Source organism: Aliidiomarina sanyensis (genome assembly GCF_003987175.1).
In the GTDB taxonomy this organism is placed as follows: domain Bacteria; phylum Pseudomonadota; class Gammaproteobacteria; order Enterobacterales; family Alteromonadaceae; genus Aliidiomarina; species Aliidiomarina sanyensis.
The window spans coordinates 1-2753 of record NZ_PIPM01000030.1; the positions used below are offsets into that span (position 1 = coordinate 1).

The window sequence follows — 2753 nt, forward strand, 5'->3', positions numbered from 1 at the left end:
AGCTGCCGATAACTCATGTTGGAACTCACTTTTTTTGGTCGAAAAGTAAGACTACCACATGTCGGTAGCTGACCTCCTTTCGACCTATCCCATTACATGAGTGTTGCGGTTATTATCTGAATTCAGGTTATTAAAATAGGTTTCATTTTATTCTCCGATTGATTTTTATAATTTTATTGTCGTTGTTATGTTTTACTTAGTTGGTTCATGACGTGCTTAGTGAAAAAGTTTCGTGGTATAAAAATATATGCTTACTGCGATTAAAATACTGAAGCCATGAATAAGAAACCCGATGACCGTTGGTTTTATCTTAAAGATCCATTTTACCGATAGTTTTTTCTCTGCTCTTACTACACAATTCCATGCTAGATCAAAATTTGCGACTAACAATCTTTATACGGAGAAAGGACCTATTGAAGTGTCATTAACCACTTTCGAACCATTCGATAACTCAACTCTATTCTTGTAGATCTTCAACGTTAGATTCATCTCTAGTCCATTTTTTAGTGATAACGCTTTGCTAATTGGCTGCCGCAGCGTAGCGTAGGCAGTCCAGTGGACGCCACGCTTTTTGTGGCCGGAACGAAATTAAGCAATTTGTTATAAGTCATTTGTATTTACCCGTTGCCCACAATGAATACAGACTATGGAACCAGAGAACCAATGCCAAACCACTTTTGTCCAATCGCCACTTGACGCTGGATGTGGCGGTTTAAACCCTTGAACGGTCAAACACTTATTACAGTGAGGGCAACGATTAAACAATGCCAGCACAATATGTACTACTAAAGCGCCAAGAAAAGCACCAAAGATGTATACCAAATGACTCGCACTAGCCTCCGGTGAAGCGAAAAACTTGCCGTATCCCAGCGCGAGAAGGAATGCGATCAGAAGAAACCACGCAATAAAAACGCTGAGTACATCGAGTTTACCTATTAACGATTTGGACACCGATCTTTCCTATGGCTTATAACGCAAAGCTTTGGGGCGGCTGGAGCGAAGCGTAAGTCGTCCCAGCCACGATAGTGGCGACAATAGCGCCTTGTTAGTGTTTTATAAGCCGCTCAATAATTAGGGTAAGTTCACTAACCACTAATTCAGGCTCGTCAAACTGCACAAAATGACCACTCATCTCTGTTAACACTGCCCGCCCTTGTGGGAAAGCTTCAGCCCATTGTTTCCATGTTTCACCCCACTTGACTACACCTTGGTCACTAGCCAGCAAGTGTGGTGGATTGGGATTTTTTTTGATCGAGGCAATAACAGTAACAGGCATATCTTTGATCTGTGGGTAGTTCGGTAAAGGTCTCTTACTCCAAAAATCCAAGTAGTTATTTGACATGCCATTTTCCATATCAGCAAGCTTAACCGCAGCAATTTCTTTGTTAGCCTGCTCTAAATTAATAGCACGCATAATATCCACATCATGCTCCGAAGATGGATCAAGCATCAGTAGTGCTTGTATTTGTGCAGGGTAAGCCACTGCAAAATCCCGAGCTACATTACCACCATACGAATGAGCAATTAAAATGACAGGCTGCGTAATCCCTAAATTTAGTAAAAGGTTGCTGGCATAATGAGCATACTCGTCAGAAGTAAAATGACGCTTTATTTTAGTTGAATTGCCATTGCCTACCCTTGAATAGCGAATAACTGTAGCTCTTTCAGCAATTTTATAGAAGACAGGGTCCCAGTCAGATAAACCAGCACCAGCACCACCTTCCAGCAGGACTGTATACTCACCACTGCCGGCGATTTCATATTCCAGCTCAAAGTCCCCAACCTTTGAGAACTTCGGTTCTGCGACCACAGAAAAGGACAACACAAAGATCGATAACAAAATTAATTTCAAAAAAATCTCCTTAAAACACTAACATTTGAATACTAAGCATGCGCGGTGTATTTCTGGCGAGAAACGGCTTGAGAGAATGATGAATACTGAGGATTTCATGAACAACTCCCTGTGTTCGCTTGGTACGAAATGCGCATGCTCGTTTGTGTCAACATGCTTGCTTATTATTGATTTAATAGAGTAGACCATAAACGCCTTGCAGCCTTTAGGCAAGTTGATAATGTGCGTTCGATGGTGCAGATAGGCGGGCGCTTGTAGCGTATCCTCGATCTTGTTCAGTGGCCTCAACGTACCAGCAAAAGTATTGCTTAAGCACATGGGTATTAATCTGGTTGGTTTTTACGTGAGTGTGACCTAGAAGATCTTGCTCGGTTTGAATGTCACAGCCGGTTTGTATTAAATATTTGTATTGTGAGCACCTATTGCACGACGAGTTTCTAAGTCGCGCAGAAATTCTTCTTTATCCTTGGGTGAGATCATGATGGACTGCCCGCGCCCATAATCGATTTGGAGCCGATCTGTAGAAAGAGCAGCGCTAGACAACGGACTTGAAGTCGCTTTGATACTGGTTATTTGCGCAATGGGGATGTCCCGCTTAAACGGCCCACATTTCACGAAAAGCTTCGAGTCAGATAAGGTGTAGTTGGTACTCGCCAACAGCCATAACGGGAGGCCCGCGCCAAAAATGGCGGCGGACAGTGTTAAAATAATTGCAAGCGCACTACCGGTGCGTACAGCAAGCGCAAATGCAACGAGACATACCGCTGCCGACCCCAGGGCAACCGCATGAGTGTACATTAATTCACCATCTCGCTGAAGCCCGCAGATAATACAGCCTCCAGATATTCGGCTTTCATCCATGCTCGCTTTTGTTTAGCAGGGATACTGCCTTTTGATGATT

Annotated in this window: 2 protein-coding genes; both read right to left on the bottom strand. The window is 43.2% G+C overall.

Annotation, left to right across the window (positions count from 1 at the left end; translation table 11 throughout):
- Positions 1-1045: 1045 nt before the first annotated feature.
- Positions 1046-1852 (bottom strand): alpha/beta fold hydrolase, encoded by an 807-nt coding sequence (locus tag CWE11_RS11895; RefSeq protein ID WP_126777841.1) that lies wholly within the window; start codon positions 1850-1852, stop codon positions 1046-1048.
- A gap of 396 nt (positions 1853-2248) precedes the next feature.
- Positions 2249-2650, bottom strand: coding sequence for a PH domain-containing protein (locus CWE11_RS11900; RefSeq protein WP_157981358.1), 402 nt, complete (start codon positions 2648-2650; stop codon positions 2249-2251).
- Positions 2651-2753 lie beyond the last annotated feature (103 nt).

What these genes read in the sequence shown, in the direction of transcription:
- CWE11_RS11900 (WP_157981358.1), bottom strand. Translation starts at nt 2,650, where the DNA reads ATGTACACTCATGCGGTTGCCCTGGGGTCGGCAGCGGTATGTCTCGTT.